The sequence below is a fragment of the Allobosea sp. GW821-FHT09G06 genome (assembly GCF_059416005.1).
Map to the genome: position 1 here is coordinate 1,645,081 of NZ_JBWKOI010000001.1, position 23,835 is coordinate 1,668,915.

General features: G+C 68.0%; 21 protein-coding genes. 15 read left to right on the forward strand and 6 right to left on the reverse strand.

Annotation, left to right across the window (positions count from 1 at the left end):
- Window positions 1-110 precede the first annotated feature (110 nt).
- Entirely contained in the window at window positions 111-1,037 is a 927-nt protein-coding gene (gene murB, locus AC07NY_RS08080; RefSeq protein WP_494583095.1) for a UDP-N-acetylmuramate dehydrogenase, read from the forward strand.
- On the opposite strand, the gene AC07NY_RS08085 is transcribed toward murB, so the two are convergent.
- On the reverse strand, window positions 1,012-1,905 hold the full coding sequence (locus AC07NY_RS08085) for an EamA family transporter (RefSeq protein ID WP_494583097.1): 894 nt from the start codon (window positions 1,903-1,905) through the stop codon (window positions 1,012-1,014). The genes murB and AC07NY_RS08085 overlap by 26 nt on opposite strands.
- A gap of 36 nt (window positions 1,906-1,941) precedes the next feature.
- Complete coding sequence (locus AC07NY_RS08090; RefSeq protein ID WP_494583099.1) at window positions 1,942-2,526, reverse strand: nitroreductase family protein; 585 nt, start codon at window positions 2,524-2,526, stop codon at window positions 1,942-1,944.
- A 105-nt stretch (window positions 2,527-2,631) separates the two neighbouring features.
- On the opposite strand from AC07NY_RS08090, the gene AC07NY_RS08095 reads away from it, so the two are divergent.
- From AC07NY_RS08095 to recN, 8 genes are all read left to right on the forward strand, one after another.
- The gene (locus AC07NY_RS08095) at window positions 2,632-3,135 is read left to right on the forward strand and encodes a MarR family winged helix-turn-helix transcriptional regulator (RefSeq protein WP_494583101.1); all 504 of its coding nucleotides are present in this window, start codon (window positions 2,632-2,634) and stop codon (window positions 3,133-3,135) included.
- Between the two features lie 133 nt (window positions 3,136-3,268).
- Window positions 3,269-4,183, forward strand: coding sequence for a D-alanine--D-alanine ligase (locus AC07NY_RS08100; RefSeq protein WP_265060244.1), 915 nt, complete (start codon window positions 3,269-3,271; stop codon window positions 4,181-4,183).
- Window positions 4,184-4,188: 5 nt separating this feature from the next.
- Window positions 4,189-5,151, forward strand: a complete 963-nt coding sequence (locus AC07NY_RS08105; protein ID WP_494583103.1) for a cell division protein FtsQ/DivIB — start codon at window positions 4,189-4,191, stop codon at window positions 5,149-5,151.
- A gap of 32 nt (window positions 5,152-5,183) precedes the next feature.
- Complete coding sequence (gene ftsA, locus AC07NY_RS08110) at window positions 5,184-6,479, forward strand: cell division protein FtsA (protein ID WP_257734567.1); 1,296 nt, start codon at window positions 5,184-5,186, stop codon at window positions 6,477-6,479.
- Window positions 6,480-6,575: 96 nt separating this feature from the next.
- Complete coding sequence (gene ftsZ, locus AC07NY_RS08115) at window positions 6,576-8,282, forward strand: cell division protein FtsZ (protein ID WP_494583105.1); 1,707 nt, start codon at window positions 6,576-6,578, stop codon at window positions 8,280-8,282.
- A 303-nt stretch (window positions 8,283-8,585) separates the two neighbouring features.
- On the forward strand, window positions 8,586-9,533 hold the full coding sequence (gene lpxC / locus AC07NY_RS08120) for a UDP-3-O-acyl-N-acetylglucosamine deacetylase (RefSeq protein WP_492287146.1): 948 nt from the start codon (window positions 8,586-8,588) through the stop codon (window positions 9,531-9,533).
- Between the two features lie 327 nt (window positions 9,534-9,860).
- Entirely contained in the window at window positions 9,861-10,754 is an 894-nt protein-coding gene (locus tag AC07NY_RS08125; RefSeq protein ID WP_494583705.1) for an outer membrane protein assembly factor BamD, read from the forward strand.
- A 71-nt stretch (window positions 10,755-10,825) separates the two neighbouring features.
- The gene (gene recN, locus AC07NY_RS08130) at window positions 10,826-12,508 is read left to right on the forward strand and encodes a DNA repair protein RecN (RefSeq protein ID WP_494583106.1); all 1,683 of its coding nucleotides are present in this window, start codon (window positions 10,826-10,828) and stop codon (window positions 12,506-12,508) included.
- A gap of 5 nt (window positions 12,509-12,513) precedes the next feature.
- On the opposite strand, the gene aidB is transcribed toward recN, so the two are convergent.
- The gene (aidB, locus tag AC07NY_RS08135) at window positions 12,514-13,335 is read right to left on the reverse strand and encodes an AidB family quorum-quenching N-acyl homoserine lactonase (protein WP_494583108.1); all 822 of its coding nucleotides are present in this window, start codon (window positions 13,333-13,335) and stop codon (window positions 12,514-12,516) included.
- 357 nt (window positions 13,336-13,692) lie between these two features.
- Between aidB and AC07NY_RS08140 the strand changes: the two genes are divergently transcribed.
- Window positions 13,693-15,711 (forward strand): DEAD/DEAH box helicase, encoded by a 2,019-nt coding sequence (locus AC07NY_RS08140; protein WP_494583110.1) that lies wholly within the window; start codon window positions 13,693-13,695, stop codon window positions 15,709-15,711.
- Window positions 15,712-15,901: 190 nt separating this feature from the next.
- On the opposite strand, the gene AC07NY_RS08145 is transcribed toward AC07NY_RS08140, so the two are convergent.
- Both AC07NY_RS08145 and AC07NY_RS08150 read right to left on the reverse strand, forming a co-directional pair.
- Window positions 15,902-16,033: a hypothetical protein gene (locus tag AC07NY_RS08145; RefSeq protein ID WP_494583112.1), complete on the reverse strand. Its 132-nt coding sequence runs from the start codon at window positions 16,031-16,033 to the stop codon at window positions 15,902-15,904.
- Window positions 16,034-16,070: 37 nt separating this feature from the next.
- Window positions 16,071-16,862 carry a DUF2189 domain-containing protein gene (locus tag AC07NY_RS08150; RefSeq protein ID WP_494583113.1) on the reverse strand — a complete coding sequence of 264 codons (792 nt, stop codon included), beginning with the start codon at window positions 16,860-16,862 and terminating at the stop codon, window positions 16,071-16,073.
- 213 nt (window positions 16,863-17,075) lie between these two features.
- On the opposite strand from AC07NY_RS08150, the gene ligA reads away from it, so the two are divergent.
- A complete protein-coding gene (gene ligA / locus AC07NY_RS08155; protein WP_494583115.1) occupies window positions 17,076-19,244 on the forward strand; it encodes an NAD-dependent DNA ligase LigA in 2,169 nt (722 codons plus the stop codon).
- 117 nt (window positions 19,245-19,361) lie between these two features.
- Here the strand turns inward: ligA and AC07NY_RS08160 are convergent, their stop codons facing one another.
- Window positions 19,362-20,336: an AraC family transcriptional regulator gene (locus AC07NY_RS08160; RefSeq protein WP_494583116.1), complete on the reverse strand. Its 975-nt coding sequence runs from the start codon at window positions 20,334-20,336 to the stop codon at window positions 19,362-19,364.
- A 95-nt stretch (window positions 20,337-20,431) separates the two neighbouring features.
- On the opposite strand from AC07NY_RS08160, the gene AC07NY_RS08165 reads away from it, so the two are divergent.
- The 4 genes from AC07NY_RS08165 (at window position 20,432) to AC07NY_RS08180 (ending at window position 23,675) form a co-directional block, all read left to right on the forward strand.
- The gene (locus AC07NY_RS08165; protein WP_494583118.1) at window positions 20,432-21,676 is read left to right on the forward strand and encodes an MFS transporter; all 1,245 of its coding nucleotides are present in this window, start codon (window positions 20,432-20,434) and stop codon (window positions 21,674-21,676) included.
- A gap of 96 nt (window positions 21,677-21,772) precedes the next feature.
- Complete coding sequence (locus tag AC07NY_RS08170; RefSeq protein WP_494583120.1) at window positions 21,773-22,636, forward strand: AraC family transcriptional regulator; 864 nt, start codon at window positions 21,773-21,775, stop codon at window positions 22,634-22,636.
- A gap of 29 nt (window positions 22,637-22,665) precedes the next feature.
- Window positions 22,666-23,379: an AzlC family ABC transporter permease gene (locus AC07NY_RS08175; protein ID WP_494583122.1), complete on the forward strand. Its 714-nt coding sequence runs from the start codon at window positions 22,666-22,668 to the stop codon at window positions 23,377-23,379.
- Window positions 23,376-23,675, forward strand: a complete 300-nt coding sequence (locus AC07NY_RS08180) for an AzlD family protein (protein WP_492287156.1) — start codon at window positions 23,376-23,378, stop codon at window positions 23,673-23,675. Before AC07NY_RS08175 ends, AC07NY_RS08180 begins: the two co-directional genes overlap by 4 nt.
- The last annotated feature ends 160 nt before the right edge of the window (window positions 23,676-23,835 follow it).

Genomic DNA, 23,835 nt, shown 5'->3' on the forward strand with positions numbered 1-23,835 from the left:
GAATCGCGGCCAGAGGAGGCAAGGAGGCCTCCTTCGGCAAGAGATGCTCGGGTCAAGCCCGAGCATGACGAGCGTTTCCCTCCGCGACCATCATGTTCTAAAGCGACGCCATGTCCTTCGCAGACCTCTCCTCCGACATCCGCGCCTCGGCTCCCGACCTGCGGGGCCGGCTTCTCGCCAATCAGGAGCTTGCGGGCCTGACCTGGTTCCGCGTTGGCGGCCCGGCGCAGATCCTGTTCACGCCGGCCGATGACGAGGATCTCGCCTATCTGCTGTCGAAGCTGCCGGAGGACGTTCCGGTCACGGTGATCGGGCTCGGCTCCAACCTGATCGTGCGCGATGGCGGCATTCCCGGCGTCGTGATCCGGCTCGGCGGCAAGGCCTTCGGCGAGATCGCACTGGAGAGCGGCGACCGCCTGCGTGCCGGCACGGCCGTGCCGGACGTCAAGGTCGCCCGCGCCGCGGCGGATGCCTCGCTCGACGGGCTTGCTTTCTATCGCGGCATCCCCGGCTCGATCGGCGGGGCGCTGCGCATGAATGCCGGCGCCCATGGCGGCGAGACGACCGATGTGCTGGTCTCGGTGCGTGGCGTCACCCGCAAGGGCGAGATCGTGACGCTCTCCCATGCCGATATGGGCTTCACCTATCGCAACAGCGCGGCCTCGACCCGCGACATCATCTTCACCTCCGCCCTGTTCCAGGGGCGGCCGGGCGATCAGGCGGAAATCCAGGCCGAGATGGACCGAGTCACGGCGGCGCGCGAGGCGGCCCAGCCGATCAAGGAGCGCACCGGCGGCTCGACCTTCAAGAACCCCGAGGGCGGCAAGGCCTGGAAGTTGATCGATGCCGCCGGCTGCCGTGGCCTGCGCGTCGGCGGGGCGCAGGTCTCGGAGATGCACTGCAACTTCCTGATCAACACCGGCGGCGCGACGGCCGCCGATGTCGAGGGGCTTGGCGAGGAGGTTCGCCGCCGGGTCAAGGAGAACTCCGGCTTCGAGCTGCAGTGGGAGATCAAGCGGCTCGGGGTTGCGGCATAGCCGGAGCTGCTGAGGCGCGGCGGCGCGACAGGATCATTCCGACGATCGTCGAGCCGAGCACGATCGCGATGCCCAGGAATTGCACCGGGCTCAGCCATTCGCCCAGCAGCAGGGCGCCCAGAATGGTCGCCATGGTCGGGCTGAGCAGCCCGAGGAAGGCGACGCCGGCGCCGAGCGTCGTGATGCCCCTGATCCAGAGCCAATAGGTCAGGGCGGTGCCGATCAGCACGAGATAGGCGAATCCGAACCCGTTCAGGGCGGTGGGGGCCGGCGGCAAGCCTTCTGCGATCAGCGCGACCGGCAGCAGGATCAGGCCGCCGAGCGTGAGCTGCCAGGCCGCGATCGCGAGCGGCGAACCCATCTTGCCCCAGCGTTCGATCAGCACGGTTCCCGTCGCCATCGAGGCGGCGCTCAGGAGGCCGGCGATGATGCCGATCGCATCGGGCTTCGCATGCGGATCGAGCACCAGCAGAGCGACGCCGACGAGCCCGGCGAGCGCTGCCACGATCTGGCCGCGGCCCGGACGCCGGTTGAGCAGGGGCCAGGCGAGCAGCCCGACGATCAGGGGCTGGGTCGAGCCGACGGTGGCGGCAAGCCCGCCGGGAAGCCGCGCGGCGCTGACGAAGAGCAGGGCGAAGAAGATGCCGATATTGGCGAGGCCGAGCGCCGCCAGTGGCAGGAGCTTGTCACGCGGCGGCAGGCCGGGGCCGAGCGCCATCAATAGCAATCCGGCCGGCAGGGCCCGCAACGCACCGACGAGCAGCGGATGATCGACCGGCAGCGTCTGGGTGAAGATGATGTAGGTCGTGCCCCAGATGCAGGGCACGAGGATCGTGGTGAGCAATGTTCTGTTGAGGTTGAGCGACATGGCGGGCTCCCGGGCGGGATGATGGTCACGGGATTGTCAGGCGGGGAAGCGGCCGGCGAAGGCGGTTTCCGTCAGGGGCCGGCGCAGGCTCGGCTGCTCGCGGTCCCGCAGAGCCGGCGGCAGGAGGTCCGGCGTTCCGCGGCGACCGATCGCAACGGCGATCTCGATGCGGAAGCGGCCGGGCACGGCAAGGTTGCGGCGCGCGACATCGTATTCGAGCCCCGCCATGGCGTGGGCGTGATAGCCGAGCCGGGTGGCCTGAAGGGCGAGCTGGGACCAGGCTGCGCCGGTGTCGAAGCTGCGCAGCGCCGGGGATTGCGCCTGCGCATCGGCCGCTCCGGCGCCGGCATCCGACAGCACGAAGACGAGGGCCGCGGCGTTCTGCGCCCATTCGCGGTTGAAGTCGTCGAGCGAGGCCAGGAATTCCGGCCAGTGCGCATCGCCGCGCAGGGCGTAGAGGAAGCGCCAGGGCTGCTCGTTATAGGCGGAAGGCGCCCAGCGCGCGGCCTCGAGCATCGTCAGCAGGGCATGCTGGTCGATCTCTTCGGGCTGGAAGGCGCGGGGGGACCAGCGGTCGAGAAAGACCGGGTCGATCGGGAAACTGGCGATCCTCGGTTCCATGTCAGGATGTCCGTATGGCTTGCCCCACGAGGGGCGGGTGGTATTGTGGTTCGAAGTCATATATTTCGATATCAAATTATTTGATGTCGTGTAATTAGATGGGGCATGAAAATGAGTCAAGAGCGCCGGGACGCGCAGGGCGGCCCGATGGATTCGATCCTGGCGCAGTGGCGGCGGGAGCGGCCCGACCTCGACACCAGCGTCATGGCGGTCTGCGGCGATCTCTGGCGCGCGGCGGACCGGGTGCGTGAGGGGGTTTCCGCCAATCTCGCGGGGGATGATCTCGATCTCGCCGGCCATGACGTGCTGCTGACGCTTCGGCGCCAGGGCAGGGGGCGGGCGCTCTCGCCCTCCGAACTCGCCGCGGACATGATGATCTCGACCTCGGCGATGACGAACCGGCTCGACCGCTTGCAGAAGCGCGGGCTGATCGAGCGGCAGCCCGATCCGGCCGACCGGCGCGCGTTGCGGATCGTGCTGACGGAGGCCGGTTTCGCGCTGGTGGACCGAATCGTCGTCAGCCATGTCGCGACCGAGGAGCGGCTGGTCAGCGCGCTTTCGGCGGAGGAGCGCGCCGAACTCAGGCGGCTGCTCGCGAAGATCGGCTAGGCCCGGCCGCAGCGGGTTTCGCGCGGTATTAGGGCTGCGCCCCAAGGCTTCGCGTTAACGCTGGGCTCGTCATGGTTAACGCGCTGTTAACCAAGTTTAACGAGGTTGGACGCATCGCAGGAGCGAAGCGTCGATGACCAGACATGTTGCAGTGCTGATGGGCGGATGGTCCGTCGAGCGGGAGGTCAGCCTCAACAGCGGCGCGGCCTGTGCGCGGGCACTGGAGAGCGTCGGCTACCGCGTCACCCGCGTCGACGTGCAGCGCGACATCGCCGAGGTGCTGGCGAAGCTGAAACCCGACGTCGCCTTCAACGCCCTGCATGGCCGCTTCGGCGAGGACGGCACGATCCAGGGCGTGCTGGAAATCCTGCGCATTCCCTATAGCCATTCCGGCGTGCTGGCTTCCGCGTTAGCCATCCGCAAGGACCGGGCGAAGACCGTGGTGAAGGCGGCCGGCGTTCCCGTTGCCCATGGCGTCAACGTCTCGCGATTCGCGGCCGCCAAGAAGCATGTCCTGCCGCCGCCTTACGTGCTCAAGCCGATCGACGAGGGCTCCTCCGTCGGCGTCGTCATCGTGAAGAAGGGCAGGGAACACCCGCCGCAGGAAATCGCCCGGCCGGACTGGCCTTGCGGCGAGATGCTGCTGGCCGAAACCTTCATCGCCGGGCGCGAACTGACCTGCGCGGTGATGGGCGACCGCAGCCTCGGTGTGACCGAAATACAAGCCGCAACCGGTGAGTTTTACGACTACGACGCGAAGTACGCGAAAGGCGGCTCGATCCACATCTGTCCGGCTCAAATTTTACCGAAAATTTACCAGCAGATCGAAGAGTGTGCGTTAACGGCGCATCAAGCAATCGGATGCCGGGGCGTCAGCCGATCTGACTTCCGCTACCACGACGAGAGTGACACGCTCGTCTGGCTGGAGGTCAATACGCAGCCCGGGATGACCGAAACCAGCCTGGTGCCCGAGTTGGCTGCCCATGCGGGCCTGGATTTCGGTGAGCTCGTCAAATGGATGGTGGAGGACGCCTCCCTCGATCGGTGAAAGCGATGTCGACGAAGACCGTTGCCATGCCCCGATATGCGCCTGCCCGGCCGCTCTCCCGGCTGCCGGTGGCGCCTGCCGCCCCCCAGCTGCTGGTGGGTGAGCAGCGCCAGGGTCGCTGGATGCGCCGCTCGCGCCGCAGCGCGGTCGCGGTGCCGCTGGCGCAGCGCCTGCCGCAGAGCCTCGGCACCTGGCTGGCGCTCGGCTTCCTCACGCTCAGCCTCGGCAGCGGGTTCGTGCTCGGCGGCCACTGGCAGGCCATGCAGGACAATTACGGCGAGCCGCGCCACATGTTCGCGCGGGCGCTCGGCTTCGGCATCGACCGTGTCACCATCTCCGGCCTCTCGGGATTGTCCGAGCAGGAGGTCCTGGTCGCGGCCGGCATCGATTCGAAGACCTCGCTGGTGTTCTTCGACGCCGACGAGGCCCGCAAGCAGCTGGAGGCGACGCCGCTGATTCGCGAGGCCGCCGTCCGCAAGCTCTATCCGGGCGAGGTCTCGATCGCGCTGACCGAGCGCGAGCCCTACGCCCTCTGGCAGGTGAAGGGCGAGCTCTTCGTGATCGCGGCTGACGGCACGGTGATCGACAAGATGGACGATGGTCGCTTCGCCTATCTGCCGCTGGTCGTCGGCAAGGACGCCAATAACCGGGCTGCCGAATATCTGGCGATCCGCAATCAGGCGGGCGCCTTCGCCCAGCATATTCGCGCCGCGACGCTCGTTTCCGGGCGCCGCTGGAACCTGAAACTCGACAACGGCATGGATGTGCGCTTGCCCGAGACCAAGCCGGAAGCCGCGGTGCAGCGCCTCGTGTCGCTGGAGAGCGATTACCGCATCCTCGAGAAGGATGTGCTCGCCATCGACCTGCGCCAGCCCGACCGGGTGACGATGCGGCTCTCGGAAGAGGCGGCCGCGGCGCGTGCCGACCAGCTCAAGAGCAAGGCCAAGAAGAAGGGAGGCGAGGCGTGAACCACGTCACCTCCCAGGGTCTGACCCCCCGCATGCGTCCGCTGTCGTCGCGCAAGAGCGCGACCTTGTCGATTCTCGACATCGGCACCAGCAAGGTCGTCTGCCTGATCGCCGAGCTCAGCCCGGCCGAGACCAATGAGCGGCTGCGCGGGCGCACCCATGTCGCCCGCATCATCGGCATCGGCCACCAGCGCTCGCTCGGCCTGAAGGGCGGCGCGATCGTCGATCTCGAAAGCGCCGAGCGCGCCATCCGCGCCGCGGTCGACGCGGCCGAGCGCATGGCCAAGGTCGAGGTGCAGTCGGTCATCGTCAACCTGACCGGCGGGCGCATCGGCTCGCAGCATTATGCGGCCAGCGTCGATCTGCGCTCCGGCTCCGTCGGCGACGGCGACGTGAAGCGCGTGCTCGCGACCGCCGCGACCCATGCTCTGCGCCCCGGCAAGGCGGTGCTCCATGCCCTGCCGACCGGCTATGCGCTGGACGGCGTGCCGGGTGTGCTCGATCCGCGCGGGCTGATCGGCGGCAAGCTCTCGGTCGATATGCATGTCGTCGCCAGCGAGGCGGCGGCGGCGCGCAACGTCATGCTCGCGGTCGAGCGCTGCCATCTCGAAGTCGAGGCGGTGGTCGCGACCCCCTATGCGTCCGGCCTCTCGGTCCTCGTCGACGACGAATCGGAGATGGGCGTCGTCCTCGTCGATCTCGGCGGCGGCTCGACCTCGCTCGGCGTGTTTTCGGGCGGGCATCTCGTCCATGCCGACGCGATCGCGGTCGGCGGCAACCACATCACCATGGACGTGGCGCGCGGCCTCTCGACCCGCGTCTCGGCGGCCGAGCGGCTGAAGACGCTGCATGGCTCCTGCATCTCCAGCGCCTCCGACGAGCGCGACATGATCGCGGTGCCGCAGGTCGACGACGACGAGCGCGACATGCCGAACCATCTGGCCAAGTCGCATCTGGTGCGGATCATCAAGCCGCGCGTCGAGGAGATCCTCGAACTGGTGCGCGACCGATTGAACAATGCCGGCTTCTCGGCCCAGGCCGGGCGGCGCGTCGTCCTCACCGGCGGCGCCTGCCAGCTCACCGGTCTGCCGGAAGTGGCGCGGCGCATCCTCGGCGGCCAGGTCCGGACCGGCCGGCCGCTCGGGATCAAGGGCTTGCCGGAAGCCGGCAAGGGCCCGGCCTTCGCGGCGGCGGTCGGCCTGCTGGTCTATCCGCAGGTCGCCCATGTCGAGCATTTCGAGCCGCGCGCGGCCGGCGGGCGGCCTCTGATGACCGGGACGGACGGGTATTTCTCGCGTGTCGGGCGGTGGCTGAAAGACAGTTTCTAGTGAGTACGGCTCGTCCTTAGGGCGGGCCACGGCGTCAAACGTAGCAATCGGGACGGCTCCCGCCAGGCGCCGGACAAGGGATCAAAAGAGGCAACCATGGCGATGAATCTGCAAGCCCCGGACATCCGGGAACTGAAGCCCCGGATCACGGTGTTCGGCGTCGGTGGCGCCGGTGGCAATGCGGTCAACAACATGATCGAGGCCGGCCTCGACGGTGTCGATTTCGTCGTCGCCAACACCGATGCGCAGGCTCTCGCCCTGTCGCGCGCTTCCCGCATCGTTCAGATGGGCCTGCAGGTCACCGAGGGCCTCGGTGCCGGCTCGCAGCCGGAAGTCGGCCGCGCGGCCGCCGAAGAGGTCATCGACGAGATCCGTGACCATCTGGCGGGCGCTCACATGGTCTTCATCACCGCCGGCATGGGCGGCGGCACCGGCACCGGCGCTGCTCCCGCGATCGCCCGCGTCGCCCGCGACATGGGCATCCTGACCGTCGGCGTCGTCACCAAGCCGTTCCAGTTCGAAGGCCAGCGCCGCATGCGCATGGCTGAAGCCGGCATCGGCGAGCTGAACGAGGCGGTCGATACCCTGATCGTCATCCCGAACCAGAACCTGTTCCGCGTCGCCAACGAGACCACCGGCTTCGCCGACGCCTTCGGCATGGCCGACCAGGTGCTCTATTCGGGCGTCGCCTGCATCACCGACCTGATGGTCCGCCCCGGCCTGATCAACCTCGACTTCGCCGACGTTCGCGCCGTGATGCGCGGCATGGGCAAGGCGATGATGGGCACCGGCGAGGCGCAGGGCGAGAAGCGCGCGCTGACCGCGGCCCAGGCCGCGATCAACAACCCGCTGCTCGACGACGTCTCGATGAAGGGGGCACGCGGCCTGCTGATCTCGATCACCGGCGGGCGCGACATGAAGCTCTATGAGGTCGACGAAGCCGCCACCCGCATCCGCGAGGAGGTCGATTCCGAGGCCAACATCATCGTCGGCGCCACCTTCGACGAATCGCTCGAAGGCACCGTGCGCGTCTCCGTCGTCGCGACCGGCATCGACAAGCCGATCTCGTCGCTGGTCGAGAACGACGACACCGAGGCCCGCATCGCCCAGGTCGCGGAGCGCCTGAAGGCCGAGGCCCGCCTGCGCAGCAACGCTGCCGTCGCCACCACCCGCCCGGTCGCCCCGCCGGCTCCCGTGATCGAGACCGCCCGTGTCGCCCCGATGCCGATGCCGGAACCCGCTCCGATCGCCCAGGTCGCGCAGGACATCCGCATCGAGCCGGTGCAGCCGCGCCCCGTCATGGCCGCTCCGCCGGCTCCCGAGCCGGTCCACCATGCCGAGCCGCACCTGCATTTCGACGAGAGCTTCATCCCGCCGATGCCGGAGCGCGCCGTCGTTCGCCCGACCCGCATGCCGCGAGTCGAGGATCTGCCGGCTCCCGGCCAGGCCCAGCTCAACGCGCATCGCGGCGCCCAGCCCGCGCCGCAGCCGCCGAGCGCCGTCGAGCAGAAGCGCATGTCGCTGATGCAGCGCCTCGCTTCGGTCGGCTTCGGTGGTCGTAAGGATGAGGAGGCCGAGATGGCTTCGGCCCCGGCGCCCGTCCGCCAGATGCCGCAGGCTCCGATGCCGCAGGCGGCCGCACCGAGCGCAGCGCACGCCGAGTACATGCGCCGCCCGGCGCCGCAGCCGGCCTCGCGTCCGGCCCAGGGCCAGCTCGACCCGCATGGCCGCGCCGCGCCGACTCGCTCCAGCGAGGAAGACCATCTCGAGATCCCCGCCTTCCTCCGCCGCCAGGCGAACTGACCGGGCCCGAGCCTCTCACGGCTTTGTAACAAGCCCGCCGCGGATCATCCGCGGCGGGTTTTTCGTCGTTAGAAAATGTTTATCTTTCAGCGCTTTATATGACCCGCTCTGCCTGAGCAGCGCTGTAACACAGCGAAAGAAAGCGTGATTTTGAGAGGCGGCTCCAAAAGCTTATCTTGCGGCGCATCAGAACGACAGCGTCGCCGGGTTCGCTCCGGTGCCGGCCTTGGATAGACATCGTGATCCTGCCACCCCGCCAAGGCGGATGAGAGGCGATCCCGATGATCAGGATTGGATGACGGAATGAGCTTCGATCGGCAGACGACCCTGCGCGCAGCCGTGACCCTGACCGGGATCGGCGTCCATTCCGGAGCCCCCGCCAGCATCTGCCTGAAGCCCTCCAGTGCCAATTCCGGCGTCGTCTTCCTGCGCACGGGCATCGAGGGCATGCCGCCCCAGCTCATCCACGCCAAGCACACCAAGGTCAGCGCCACCGAGCTCTGCACGGTCATCGGCGATCGCGGCCCGGCCTCGGTCTCGACCATCGAGCACCTGATGTCGGCCTGCGCCGGCATGGGCCTCGACAACGTGCTGGTCGAGATCGACGGGCCGGAAATGCCGATCATGGACGGCAGCGCCCGCGAGTTCGTCGCCGCCATCGAGGCGACCGGCATGACCACGCTCACCGCGCCGCGCCGCTATCTCAAGGTTCTCCAGCCGGTCCGCATCGAGCAGGGCCGCGCCTTCGCCGAGCTCGCGCCGGCCGAGCATGGCTTCCGCCTCGATGTCGAGATCGATTTCGACAGCGTCGTGATCGGCCGCCAGCGCAAGGTCTTCGACCTCGACGCGCAGGCCTATGCCAGCGAGATCTCGAAGGCCCGCACCTTCGGCTTCATGCGTGATGTCGAGCAGCTCTGGAAGGCGGGCTTCGCCCAGGGCGCCTCGCTCGAGAACACCGTCGCCGTCGGCGAGGACAAGGTAATCAACCCCGAGGGTCTGCGCTACGGCGACGAGTTCGTGCGCCACAAGGTGCTCGATGCGATCGGCGACCTCGCGCTTGCCGGCTATCCGATCATCGGCGAGTTCCGCTCCTATTGCGGCGGCCACCGGATGAATGTTCAGATTCTCCAGGCGCTGTTCGCCGATCGCGCGAATTTCGCGATCGTCGAATCCCAGCCGGTTTTCGCGGCGCCGCGCGCCGTGCAGATGGCTGCCGCTGCGCCGGCCGCCTTCGCGCCGGACCTGCACTGAGAGGCCCCTCCGGGTTTTGCCGGAGGCTCCAGGCGCGGCGAAACGCAGCTTCGCCTTCCTATCGCCGGGTTTTTGTCCCAGATGCCGCAGCGATGCGGAATCCCGTCATAACCGATTTTCGGCAGTGGCGCGGGGGAAGCGTCTGAGGTAAGGCATGCTTCCCGGAGACTGGATCGCCACGCGTCCGACCAGACGCAAAGTGGCGACCCAGCCTTGGTTCAGCATCGGATTGTTCCGAGAAGTGGCTTCCACTTTTCGGTCCGATGCACGAGGGACGATCGAAAGAGGACGGACGACGTGAGCGTGACGCGGCAAAGCCTTCCGGCAATCCATCGCGGTCTTTCGCCGCGCAGGGGCATCGCCCTCGCGCTGGGCGCCGCCTTGCTGCTCGGCGGCTGCGATACCCTGTCCTCGCTCAATCCCTTCGACAAGCCGGAGGTCTACAAGCCGGACCTGACGCCGGTGACGCCGGCCGACAAGCTCTACAACGAGGGCCTCGCCCGCCTGCAGAGCGGCGACAGCGAAGGCGCCGCGAAGCGGTTCGAGGATATCGACAAGACCGCGCCGTTCTCGCCCTATGCCCGCAAGGGCCTGCTGATGACGGCCTATACCAATTTCCAGGCGTCGAAATGGGAAGAGGCGATCACCGCCTCGAAGCGCTTCATCGCGCAGAACCCGGCGAGCCCGGATGCGGCTTATGCCCAGTACATCCTGGCGATGTCCTATTATAACCAGATCCCGGACGCGACCCGCGACCAGGAGCGGACGGGCCAGGCGATCCAGGCGCTGGAACAGCTCATCGCCAATTACCCGAAGTCGGAATACGTCATCGACGCCAAGGAAAAGCTCCTGGTGGCGCGTGACCAGCTGGCCGGCAAGGAGATGAATGTCGGGCGCTACTATCTGGAGAAGCGCAACTACACCGGCGCGGTGAACCGCTTCCGAGAAGTCATCATCAAGTACCAGACCACGCGCCATGTCGAGGAGGCGCTGATGCGCCTGTCCGAGGCCTATATGGCGCTGGGCATCACCAACGAGGCGCAGACGGCGGCAGCCGTCCTCGGGCACAACTTCCCCGACAGCCCCTGGTACAAGGACGCCTATGCCCTGCTGCAGAGCGGCGGTCTGGAGCCTCGGGAGGATCGCGGCTCCTATATCAGCCGTGCCTTCCAGGGCTTCTCGCGCACGGTCGGCGGGATCGTTGGGCTGAACCGCCTCTGACGAGAGAGGAGGCCCCTCGCATGACGGGCCACGGGCAACCCTTCCGTCTCCAAAGACAGGCGTGAGCGCCGATGCTGGCGCAGCTCTCGATTCGCGACATCGTCCTGATCGACAGGCTCGATCTCGGCTTCCATGAGGGGCTGAGCGTGCTCACTGGCGAGACCGGTGCGGGCAAGTCGATCCTGCTCGACGGCTTCGCGCTGGCGCTCGGCGGGCGCGGCGACGGCTCGCTCGTGCGCCATGGCGAGGCTCAAGGGCAGGTCAGTGCCGTCTTCGACCTGCCGCTGACCCATCCCGCCCGCAAGCTGGCGCAGGCGCAGGAGATCGACACAGACGGCGATCTCATCCTGCGCCGCGTGCAATATGCCGACGGACGCACCCGCGCTTTCATCAACGACCAGCCGGTTTCGGTGCAGATTCTGCGCATGGTCGGCGCCGCGATCGTCGAAATCCACGGCCAGCATGACGACCGCGCCCTGACCGACCCGGCGCAGCACCGCACGATCCTCGACGGTTTCGGCGGGCTGGAAGCGCAGGCCGAGGCGGTCGCCGGTGCAAGCGAGACATTGAAGCGGGCGCGGCAGGCTCTGCAGTCGCAGCGCCTGCGGGTCGAGGCGGCGCGCAAGGAAGCGGATTTCCTGCGCCATGCCGTCGAAGAGCTCGGCAAGCTCGCACCGCAGGCCGGCGAGGAGGACGCGCTGGCTGCGACCCGGCAGGGCATGATGCAGGCGGAGAAGGTCGCGCGCGATCTGAACGAAGCCTATGAGGCGGTCGGCGGCCAATCCTCTGCCGTTCCGACGCTCGCCGCCGTGCTGCGCCGGTTGGAGCGCCGGGCTGGCCAGGCACCGGAACTGGTCGATCCCTCGATCGCCGCACTCAACACCGCGATCGTCGCGCTGGAAGAGGCTGGCGAGGCGCTCGCCGCCGCGACGCGTGCCGCCGAATACGACCCGCGTGAGCAGGAGCGTATCGAGGAGCGGCTGTTCGCGCTCAGGGCTGCCGGTCGCAAATACGATGTGCCGGTCGATGGACTCTCCGTGCTCGCGGCGACGATGGCGAGCGATCTTGCTGCGCTGGACGAGAGCGAATCGTCGCTGTCACGGCTCGAAGCGGAATTGAGCGAGGCGGAAACAGCGTTTCTCGGGTTGGCGCGGGCCCTTTCCGAGGCACGGCAGGCGGCCGCAGCGCGGCTCGATGCCGCCGTGAAGGCCGAGTTGCCGCCGCTCAAGCTGGAGCGGGCGCGCTTCATCACCCGCATCGAGAGCGATGCGGCGGCGCGCGGGCCGGAGGGGTTCGACAAGGTCGAGTTCTGGGTTGAGACCAACCCGGGCACGCGGCCGGGGCCGATGATGAAGGTCGCCTCGGGTGGTGAGCTCTCGCGCTTCATGCTGGCGCTGAAGGTCGTGCTGGCCGAACGAGGCTCGGCCCCAACCTTGGTCTTCGACGAGATCGATACCGGTGTGGGCGGTGCCGTGGCCGATGCGATCGGCGAGCGATTGGCGCGGCTAGCCGGCCGGGTGCAGGTGATCTCGGTGACGCATGCGCCGCAGGTCGCGGCCAAGGCTGGGCAGCATTTCCTGATCGCCAAATCGGCGGGGGAGGGCGAGGCCTCGCGCACCGTGACGCGGGTCACGGCACTAGAGGATCAGGCGCGGCGCGAGGAGATCGCGCGGATGCTTGCCGGCGCCTCGATCACCGAGGAAGCCCGCGCGGCGGCCGGGCGCCTGTTGCAGGCGGCGGGGTTGCGCGGCTGAGGCCGTCAGGCCGCGACCAGTTCGTAGCCGGCGCCCTTCTTGATCACCCGCCTGAACCCTTCGACATGTCCGCCGGACACGAGCCAGTTCTCATGCGCGGCACGGCCCAGGATACCGCGGCGCGAGGCGAGCGCCGTGCCGGCGTCGAGATCATAGACGAAGCCGATATCCGGGTCCGAGGCCTGGAGATCGGAGAGGTGCAGAGCATCACCCCAGAGCAGCAGGCTCTCGCCGTGGCCCTCGATCAGGTAACCGCTATGGCCGCAGGTGTGGCCGGGCAGGGGGATCAAGCTGATGCCCGGCTGGGCCTCGCCAGCCGGGACAGCGCGGATGCGGCCGGCATAGAGCTTCTTCAGCGTCGCGGTGATGGCGAAGGCGCCCTGCTTCTTCTCCGGCGTCCGCGTGCGATTGGCCTCGTCGCCGTAGAAGCCGAAATCGGCTTCGGGCACGATGATCTCGGCGTTCGGGAAACGTGCCTTGTCGCCGTCGAACAGGCCGAGCGCGTGGTCGCCGTGGAGATGCGTGATCAGGATGCGGGCGACGTCCTCGGGCGCGATGCCCGCATCGGCCATGGCGCTCGGCGCATGGCCCATCGCTTCGCCCCAGGACGGGCCGGTGCCGGCATCGATCAGCGTGATGCCACCCGGGCCCTTCAGCGCGAAGCAGTTCACGGTGATGCTGACCTTCGGCTTGCCCCAGCGTGTGACCGCCTCCTTGCAGGCTGCTTCGCCATCGGCATGGATGAGGACATCGAGCGGCGCTTCGAAGACGCCGTCATGCAGGATCTGGACCTCATAGGCGCCGATGCGGCGGGGTTGCTGGACCATTGGTGTTCTCCGCTTCGGCATCACGCATCGTCGATGAGGCCGGAAGCTAGTGGGGCCGCCACCCAGCCTGCAAGGCGCGTCCGGCCCGGCTCAGCCCTGCGCGGGGCGCGGGAATGCCGCATTTCCTTTTGTGTCGCTTTGCTTTATGAGCCGCTGTCATCCGATGGTGCAGCATGCCCGTTAGATCGCCATATGTCCTTCGGGATGACGGGGGGCGATCTAATTCTTTGTTTTGGCATCGGATTTGCCGAAAAGCGCATTCCGCCTTTCGGTCCGATGCTCTAGTGCCGCCTGAACCCATCGTCACGCTTTCGCGCCGTTCCTTCGTCGGCGCCGCAACCCTTAGGCCTTTATCGTATGTCCTTTTCTCTCACGAGCCCGCCGCTCGCGCGCGCGCTCGCCGATCGCAATTACTCCGACCCGACGCCGGTGCAGAGCGCCGTTATCGAAGATGCTGCCCGCGGGCGCGACCTGCTGGTCTCCTCGCAGACCGGCTCGGGCAAGACCATCGCCTACGGCCTCGCCATCGGCGAGACCCTGCTGGGCACCGCCGAGAAGCTCGGCCCCGCCGCCGAGCCTCTGGCCCTGATCATCGCGCCGACGCGCGAACTCGCCTTGCAGGTGCAGCGCGAGCTCGCCTGGCTCTATGCCCAGACCGGCGCGCGGGTGATCTCCTGCGTCGGCGGCATGGACCCGCGCCGCGAGGCGATGCTGCTCGACGAGGGCGCGCATATCGTGGTCGGCACGCCCGGCCGCCTGCGCGACCATATCGAGCGCCGCCGCCTCGACGTCTCCGCGCTGAAGGCCGTCGTGCTCGACGAGGCTGACGAGATGCTCGATCTCGGCTTCCGCGACGACCTCGAATACATCCTGAAGACGACACCGGCGGAGCGGCGCAGCCTGCTGTTCTCGGCGACCTTCCCGAAGGCGATCGTCCAGCTCGCCCAGAGCTACCAGCGCGATGCCCTGCGCATCGAGGTGGAAGCGACCCGGCGCGGCCATGCCGACATCGCCTACAAGGCCGTGCGCGTCTTCCCGAAGGAGGCCGAACTCGCGGTCGTCAACCTGCTGCGCTTCCACAATGCGCCGGTGGCGCTCGTCTTCTGCAACACCCGCAACGCGGTGCGCCATCTCGAGGCGATCCTGCTGGAGCGCGGCTTCACCTCGGTCGCGCTCTCGGGCGAACTCGGCCAGAACGAGCGCAACGCGGCGCTGCAGGCGCTGCGCGACGGCCGGGCGCGGGTCTGCGTCGCGACCGACGTTGCCGCGCGCGGCATCGACCTGCCGGGGCTCGACCTCGTCATCCATGCCGAACTGCCGAACGATTCCGAGGTGATGCAGCATCGCTCGGGCCGCACCGGCCGCGCCGGCAACAAGGGCACGAGCGTCCTGCTGGTTCCGCAGTCGCGCCGCCGCAAGGCCGAGCGCCTGCTGATGGAAGGCAAGGTCGAGGCCGAGTGGATCGGCCCGCCGACGGAGGAGGAGATCCGCGTCCTCGATCAGGAGCGTCTGCTCTCCGATCCGTTGCTGAATGGCGACGGCTCCGAGGACGATGCCGGCATGATCGACGCGCTGATGGCGGGCCGCGAGGCGCGCGACATCGCCGCCGCTCTGGTCCGGCTCTACCGCACCCGCCTGCCGGCGGCGGAAGAGGTCGGCGACCCCGGTTTCGGCCGTGACGAGCGCCGCCCGGTCCGTACGAACGAGGATTATGCCGCCAAGCGCCGCCCGTTCGGCCGCGACGAGGGTGAGGATGGCGAGCGCGCGCGCAAGCCTGCCGGCCCGCGCGGCGACACTGTCTGGTTCCGCCTCGATATCGGTCGCAAGCAGGGCGCCGATCCGCGCCAGCTCCTGCCGATGCTGTGCCGCCGCGGCCGGATCACGCGCGACGAGGTCGGCGCGATCCGCATCTTCGACCGCGAGACCAAGGTCGAGATCGATGCCGACGTGGCCGATCGCTTCTACGAGTCGGTGCGCATTCCGGATCGCGACAAGATCGTGATCGAGCCGACGACCGAGGCCGAGCGCCGCCCGGCCAAGGCTTTCGGGGACAAGGCCGAGCGTCCGGCCGCGCCGCGGAAGAGCTGGGGCGATGAGCCTGCTGCCGACGACAGGCCGCAGCGGCCGCGTTTCGAGCCCCGGGACGCGAATCAACGCGCGCCGCGGAGCGACGAGCGCAAGCCGTATCGCGCCGACAGCAGGCCTCCGCGCGACGACGCGCGCCCGCCGCGCCGTGACGATGGCAAGCCGGGTGGTGGCTTCAAGAAGCCGTATGAGGGGAAGGGCAAGCCTTTCGCCGCCAAGCCCGAGGGTGGGCGTCCGGGCGGTCCCAAGCCTTTCGGCAAGGGCAAGCCCCGCGGCGGCCCTCGCGGCTGAGCTTCAGCCTTTACACCAAAGCGCCGTCATCCCGGACAAGCTGCAAAGCAGCGCAGCTCCGGGATCCATCGTAGAGCGCCGGCGCCCTCCGATGGATCCCGGGGCAAGCCCGGGATGACGGCGCTATTTCTTTGAAGATCGGTGCGCTTCGCGTCGCCGCCCATTGGGTGAGCGCTTTCCACCACCCTCCTCAGCGCAGGCCGAGGAAGGAGAGGATGGCGAGCACGACCACGACGAGGCCGACGAGATAAATGATGTTGTTCATGAAAACCCCCTGACGGAATGGAGCCTTCCGGCTCGATTTGGCAGGGGGTGAACCCATTTTAGGCGCCAAAGGTTCCCCTTGGCGCTTGCGGACCTCAGCCCACGACCTTGCGGTAGAGATGCCAGGTGGCGTGGCCGAGCACCGGCATGACCACGATCAGGCCGACCAGCATCGGCAGGCAGCCGAGCACCAGCAAGCCGGTCACCATCAGGCCCCAATACATCATCACGCGCGGATTGGCTTCGACGGCAGCGATCGAGGTGCGGATCGCTGTGGGCGCATCGACATGCCGGTCGATGATCAGCGGGAAGGATACGACCGAGATCGAGAAGGCGAGGATCGCCAGCAGAAGCCCGATCGAATTGCCGATCACCATCATGATCCAGCCATCCGCGGTGGTGAAGACGGTGCGCAGGAAATCGGCGGTCGAGACATCGGCGGGCAGGCCGAGCAGGCCGCGATAGAGGAACCAGGCGCTGAAGAGCCAGCCGAGGAATATCCCGGTCAGCATGGCGCCGAGCAGCGCGATCTGCCCGATCGAGGGCGAGCGCAGCACCTCGAAGGCATGGACCCAGGATGAATCCATGCCCTTCTCGCGGCGCCGGCTGATCTCGTAGAGCCCGATCGCGGCGAAGGGGCCGAGCAGCGCGAAGCCCGACAACAGCGGGAAGAGCAGGGGGAAGATGTTGTAGCTCACGGTGAGCTGCGCCAGCAGGATGCCGACGACCGGATAGATCAGAGCGACGAAGACGAGGTGGCTCGGCTGCGCCTTGAAATCCTCCCAGCCGCGCAAGAGCGCTTCGGTCAGGTCCCGTGTCGTGATGGTCCTGATGCGCGGCTGCGAGAGCGAAACAATGTCATGAACTGTGCCGTCGAGATTGGCCATGGCGTGTCTCCCGGTTCCGGCCCGGTTCGCCATATGGCTGTCGACGAAATCCTTGGCGTCAACGGCCTGCGGCGTCGAGCTTCCAATTCCCAGCCTGCAAATTATACGCGTGAATGTCTTGTTTGTCGCAGGCTTTCGGGGCGGCGTAGCCTTGCATCTGTCGCAAGGGCTGCTGCCCTTCCTCGTCACGATCATCTCGCCTAATGGTTTGCCATGAGCGACGCCGCAGATTCCACCTCCTCCGAAACGCCGATCGCGGAGCTGACGCCGCGCAAGGCGAAAGCCGAGCACAAGCTGCTCGCGGCCGCGGTGCAGGCCGCCAACGACGCCTATTTCCAGGACGATCAGCCGATCATGGACGACGCCGCCTATGACGCGAAGCGTCGCCGGCTCGTCGCGCTGGAAGAGGCCTTTCCGGCGCTGAAGCAGGAGAGCGATGTCAGCGCCAAGGTCGGCGCCAAGCCGTCGGGCAAGTTCGCCAAGATCCGCCACCGCGTGCCGATGCTCTCGCTCGACAACGCCTTCTCCGACGAGGCCGTCGCCGAGTTCGTGGGACGCGTCTACCGCTTCCTCGGCCGCAAGGAGGAGGACGGCATCGCCTTCACCGCCGAGCCCAAGATCGACGGGCTTTCGCTCTCGCTGCGCTACGAGAAGGGCGAGCTGGTCGCGGCCGCGACGCGCGGCGACGGCGAGGAGGGCGAGGACGTTACCCTCAACGCCCGCACCATCTCGGAAATCCCCGGGACGCTCGCCGGACCTGATGTGCCAGAGATCGCCGAGGTGCGCGGCGAGGTCTATCTGGGACACGCCGATTTCGCCGGAATCAACGAGCGCCAGCGCGAGAAGGGGCTGCCCGAATTCGCCAATCCGCGCAATGCCGCGGCGGGCTCGCTGCGCCAGCTCGATGTCAGCGTCACCGCTGCGCGGCCCCTGCGCTTCTTCGCCTATGCCTGGGGAGAGATGCCGGTGCTGCCGGCGCCGACACAATTCGGCGTCGTCGAGGCCTTCCGGCGCTGGGGCTTCCGCACCAACCCGCTGATGAAGCGCTGCGAGAGCGTGGCGGAGCTGATCGCGCAATACCGCCTGATCGAGAGCCAGCGCGCCACGCTCGGCTACGATATCGACGGCGTGGTCTACAAGGTCGACGAGCTCGCGCTGCAGGCGCGGCTCGGCTTCGTCTCGCGGGCGCCGCGCTGGGCGATCGCGCATAAGTTCCCGGCCGAGCTGGCGACCACCGTGCTGGAGGCGATCGATATCCAGGTCGGCCGCACCGGTGCGCTTTCGCCGGTGGCGCGACTGAAGCCGGTGACGGTCGGCGGCGTCGTCGTGACCAATGCGACGCTGCATAACGAGGACTACATTCGCGGCTTCGATTCCAAGGGGCTGCCGATCCGCGATGGCACCGATATCCGTATCGGCGACACCGTGACGGTGAAGCGGGCGGGCGATGTGATCCCGCGCGTCGAGGCGGTCGATCTCGCCAAGCGCCCGACGGATTCGAAGCCGTACGAGTTCCCGACGCTCTGCCCGGCCTGCGGCAGCCATGCGACGCGCGAACTCAATCCGCGTAGCGGCAAGGAAGACGCGATCCGCCGCTGCACCGGCGGCCTGATCTGCCCGGCGCAGGCGGTCGAGCGGCTCAAGCATTTCGTCTCGCGCGATGCGCTGGATATCGACGGGCTCGGCGACAAGCAGATCGAGTTCTTCCATGGCGATGCCGAGCTTCCCGTCAGGGAACCCGCCGATATCTTCACGCTCGCCGCGCGCGACGCAGCCAATCCCCTGAAGAAGCTCAAGGCCAAGGAGGGCTTCGGCGCCCAGAGCGTCGCAAAGCTGTTCGATGCGATCGAGGACCGGCGCACGCCGCCGCTCAACCGCTTCATCTTCGGGCTCGGCATCCGCCATATCGGCGAGACGACGGCGCGCTTGCTGGCGCGGCATTACGGCTCGTTCGAGGCGCTGCGAGCGGCGGGCATCGCCGCGGCCGATGAGGCATCGCCTGAGCGACAGGAACTTGACGCCATCGACGGCGTCGGCCCGACGGTGGTCGAGGCGCTGATCGAATTCTTCGGCGAACCCCATAACGAGGAGCTGCTCGACCGTCTGCTGGCGCAGGTCTCGCCGCAGCCTTTGGAGGCGGTGGCCTCGGCCAGCCCCGTGGCCGGCAAGATCGTGGTCTTCACCGGCGCGCTGGAGCGGATGACCCGGGACGAGGCCAAGGCGATGGCCGAGCGGCTCGGCGCGAAGGTGGCTGGCTCGGTATCGTCGAAGACCGACCTGCTCGTCGCTGGGCCGGGTGCAGGGTCGAAGCTCAAGGATGCCGCCAAGCACGGCGTCGAGGTGATCGACGAGGCGGGGTGGTTTGAGCTGGTGGGCGGCTGAACAGGCTCGTCATTCTCGGGCGGAGCGAAGCGCAGACCCGAGAGTCTCATGAACAGAGGGCGCCTTCTCGTCCTGAGATGGTCGGGTCAAGCCCGACCAAGACGCGTGAGACGTTGCCTACTCCGCCGCCTCCGCTGCCGGAGTGAACATCGCGACCGGTGGCGCTTCACCCGCTATCCGCACCTGGCTTGGCGCCAGGCCGGTGATGCGCTTGAAGGCGCGGCTGAACGAGGCTTCCGACTCATAGCCGAGACGCTGCGCCACCACCGCGATCCGCAATTTGTCGCGGGCGAGCCATTGCCGCGCCTGATGCATCCGCACCTGCGCGACATAGCGGGCGGGCGTCTCGCCGACGACCTCGGCAAAGCGCTCGGCGAAGCCGGAGCGTGAGGCACCCATCAGCTCGGCCAGGCTCTCGACCGTCCAGTCGGTCTCGGGATGGGCGTGGATCGCCGCCAGAACCTTGCCGATCGTCGGGCAGCGCGCCGCTGCGACCCAGCCCTTGGCGGCGCCGCAGCCGCGCTCGACCCAGGCGCGGATGATCGCGGCCGCCAGCACATCGGCGAGGCGGGCGAGGATGCCGCCGGCCCCGACCCGGTCCAGCATGACCTCGCGGCCCATCGCCTCCAGCAGATGCGGGAGGCCGGGCTCGTCGGCGATGAAATCGCTCATCCGCATCAGGTCGGGCATCAGGCGCAGCAACGGGTGGTCGAGATCGACATTGAAGGTCATCCGGCCGGTGAAGAGCAGCATATGCTCACCCGTGCCGCCGCCTTCGACATCGAAGATATTGCCGTAGGACTCGCGTACCCGGCACTCGCAGGGCGGGGAGGCGAGGGCCTTGGGCGTGCTTGCCAGGACATGGCCGCCGCCACGCGGCAGCAGCACGGCATCGCCATCCGCGAGCTTCAGCCATTCGCCGGCCGGCGTCTTCAGCCAGCAGCTGCCGCGCGAGATGAAATGGAAATAGGCCTGATGGGTCGGCGGGTAGACGACGCCCCAGGGCGCGGCCAATTGGCAGCGGCTGTAATCGACGCCGTCGAGCCGCAGGCCCCGCAGCATCTCGGTCAGGTGGTCGGCGGAAGCGGTCATGGCAATCCTGGACGAACGGTCATGAGATGCGGATGATATAGCATGGAAACTCCATGAGGCCACGCCCATCTTCCGGCAACCTCATGGAGAACCCCATGTCAGATTCCCTGTCTGCCACAGCAATCGAATTCGACGACACAGCCGAGGAGGCCCGCGACAAGCCGGCCTGGGCCGCCGTCACATCCCTGACCTTCGGCGTTTTCGGCCTCGTCACGGCCGAGTTCCTGCCGGCAAGCCTTTTGACCCCGATGGCGGCCGATGTCGGCGTCTCCGTCGGCGCCGCCGGACAGGCGGTGACCGCGACCGCCGTGGTCGGCGCCATCGCCGGCCTTGCCGCGGCCATCGTGACGCGCGGCATCGACCGGCGCATCGTGATCTGGTCGCTGACTGGCCTGCTGATCGTCTCCAGCATCATCGCGGCTGTCGCAACCAACCTGACGACGCTGCTCTTCGCCCGCGTCCTGCTCGGCATCGGGCTCGGCGCCTTCTGGTCGATGGTCGCGGCGACCGCGATGCGGCTCGTGCCGCCCAGCGCGCTCCCCAAGGCGATGTCGCTGATCTTCGCCGGCGTCTCCCTCGCCACGGTCAGCGCCGCGCCGATCGGGGCCTATCTCGGCAACGTGATGGGCTGGCGCTTCGTGTTCTGGCTCTCGGCGCTGGTCGGCGTCGCCACGCTCGTCGTCCAGATCGCGGTGCTGCCGCGTCTCCCGGCGCGCGGCTCGCCCGATATCCGCACGCTGTTCCGCCTGCTCGGCCAGCCCAGCATCGCGCTCGTCCTCGCCGGCATCGTCGTGGTGATCTCCGGCCATTTCGCGGGCTTCACCTATGTCCGCCCGTTCCTGGAGCAGATCCCCAAGCTCTCGGTCGAGGCGATCTCGCTCGTCCTCCTGGCCTATGGCGTCGGCGGCTTCTTCGGCAATTTCGCCGGTGGGGCGATCACGGCACGCAGCGCCAAGGCCTCGGTGATCTTCGGCGCCTTCCTGATCGCGCTGGTGGGCGTGAGCCTGCTCTTCCTCGGCGCGTCGCCGATCGCCTCGGCCATCGCGGTCGGGCTCTGGGGCTTCGCCTTCGGTGCCTTGCCGGTCGGCTTCCAGACCTGGCTGGTGCGGGTCGCGCCGGAAGAGGAAGCCGAATCGGCCGGCGGCCTGATCGTCGCCGCCTTCCAGATCGCGATCGCGAGCGGTGCCATCTTCGGCGGCCTGCTGGTCGATGGCTTCGGGACGCTCGGCGTCATCGCCTATGCGACTGTCGCGACACTGGTCGGCGGACTGGGCGTGCTGCTGCTCGGCTCCAAGAGCCCCGAGCGGGTGGGTACGGGCGCGGCTGCACACGCCCTCTGACGCTTCATTTCCGAACGACAAAACCGATCGGGCGCGTGATGCGCCCGATCACTTTTCTTCAAGACAGGTTGGCGGGCTTCTGCGCTATCTTCGGGCATGCAGTCGATCTCGCAGGAACAGGCCTTGCTGGAGACCCCGCTCAGGGCGGGGGAGAGCGCGCATCTGTTCGCCGCGCGCCGCTTCGATGGGCTCGAATTCCTTGCCGCGACCTTCCGCACCCATGCCTACGCCCCGCATGCCCATGACACCTATGCGATCGGCACGATCGAGATGGGTTGCGAAGTCTGGCACGCGCGCGGGCAGAAGCTCTATGCCGGCCCCGGCGACATCGTGATGAACCATCCGCTCGACGTCCATGACGGCGCGCCGAGCGATGGCGGCTATCGCTACCGGATGAGCTACCCCTCCGTCGAACTGATGCAGGAGATCGCGGCTTCTCTGACCGGGAACGAGGTAGTTGGCACGCCGTTCTTCCGTGATCCCGTCGTGCAGGACCCGGCCGGCGCCGCGCTGTTCAGCGCCGCGCATCGCCTGCTGGAGGAAGGCACCGACGCGCTGGCCGGAGAGGAAGCGCTGCTACGCGCCTATGCCCATATGCTGGCCCGCCATGCCGATCTGACCGTGCAGGCGGTCGGGCGCGAGGATGGGCCGGTCGCGCGCACGCGCCGGGCGATCGAGGCACGCTACGAGGAAGACCTGTCGCTGGCCGATCTTGCCGCGCTTGCCGGTTTGCCCCGGCATCATCTGATCCGGGCGTTCCGGCGCGAGACCGGGCTGACGCCCCATGCCTATCTCATCGATGTCCGCGTCCGGCGGGCGCGCGAGCGGTTGCGGCGCGGCGAGAGCCTGGGCGATGTCGCAGCGGCGACGGGCTTCTGCGACCAGCCGCATCTGACGCGGGCCTTCAAGGCGCGGCTTGGGGTGACGCCCGGCGCCTTTCGCGCGGCGCATGCCGGCTGAACAATAAGCTTCAAGAGAACCAAGATTCCATGTCCACGATGCGTGACGACATCAGGCGCGGCCTGAACGATATCTGGCCGGCCGCCGTGGCTGCGGCGCCGATCGGTTTGCTCTTCGGCGCGGTCGCCGCCAGCAAGGGGCTCTCGCCCTTCGAAGTCTTCCTGATGAGCATCATGGTCTTCGCCGGCGGGGCGCAGTTCGCCGCGATCGAGCTCTGGGCGAGCCCGGCGCCGGTCGCCGCGCTGGTGTTCTCGACGCTGCTGATCAATGCGCGCCATGTGCTGATGGGCGCGTCGCTGGCGCCCAAGCTGCAGGGCTTCAGCCGCTGGCAGAAATTCCTCGGCCTCTACTACATGGCCGATGAGAACTGGGCGCTGGCCGAGAAGCGCGCCCGCACGCACCGCCTGACGCCGGCCTATTGGTTCGCGATGGTCATTCCCTTCGTTTCGGGCTGGCTGATCAACTCGACGCTCGGCGCGATGATCGGCGCGGTGCTCGGCGATCCCAAGCGGCTCGGCGCCGATTTCGCCTTTACGGCGCTGTTCATCGCGCTTGTCGCCGCCTTCTGGAAGGGGCGGGTGACGTTCTGGACGGTGGCCGCCGCCGGCATCGCCTCGGCCGTGACCTATCGGCTCGCCGGGCCGCCCTGGCATGTCGCGGCGGGAGCGCTCTGCGGATTGCTGGCGGCATGGCTTGCCGCCGGTGGTGAAGAGCAGCCGGTCACCGAGGAGGCCAAGGCGTGAGCGTCGATCCGATCAATCTCCTCGCCTTCCTCGGTATGGCGATCGTGACCTATTTCACGCGCGTCGCCGGGCTGGCTCTGGCTGGGCGGCTCAGCCTCTCGCCGCGGGCGCAGGCCGCTTTCGACGCGATTCCGCCAGCCGTATTGATCGCGGTGATCGCGCCGAGCGCGCTCGCGACCGGCTGGGCCGAGACGGCCGCCGCGGCGGTGACGGCGCTCGCGGCGACGCGGCTGCCCTTGCTGGGTGTGGTCGCGGTCGGGGTTATCGCGGTGGTCGGGTTCAGGATGGTGATGTGAGCATCGCCCTTCTCCCCTTGCGGGAGAAGGTGCCGGCAGGCGGATGAGGGGTCGCGCGATGCTTTCCGTCATTGCGAGGAGCAAAGCGACGAAGCCATCCAGGGGCGGGAGAGCTCTACGTCCTCCTGGATTGCTTCGCTACGCTCGCAATGACGGCAGA